This is a genomic window from Acuticoccus kandeliae (assembly GCF_003073115.1).
Genome location: NZ_QBBV01000117.1, coordinates 1 through 341 on the forward strand (window position 1 = coordinate 1; position 341 = coordinate 341).

The 341-nt window shown below is 79.5% G+C and carries 1 protein-coding gene; it reads right to left on the reverse strand.

The annotated features are described in order from the left end of the window. Positions 1–105: 105 nt before the first annotated feature. Positions 106–341, reverse strand: a 236-nt coding sequence (locus DBV35_RS30580) for a hypothetical protein (protein ID WP_205648955.1), incomplete at its 5' end; no start/stop codon positions are given.

Here is a 341-nt window from a genome sequence, read left to right on the forward strand (position 1 = left end):
GACGCTGTCACCGCCGGACCAGCCGGCGACGCCACCGCCGTCGGAGGAGCCGCCCCCGGTCGCGGCGGGCGCCCCACCGAGCGTGGCGAGCTTCTGTGCGGCGGGCTACTCGGCGAAGGCGGGCTCGGCGGCCAGCATCGCGCCGACCCCGAACGCACCGACCGACAGCGCGGCGGCGGCGGGCCCGACGGCCGTCCAGTCCGGCCGCATCGACGGCGACAGCGCGTGGTGCCGGGACCGGACGACGGTGAGCGCGGCGTCCCCGGCCCGGGTCCGGTCGGGCACCCGCGTCGCGAGCACCGTGGCGAACACCGCGGTGGCGGCGACGAGCGCGAACAGGA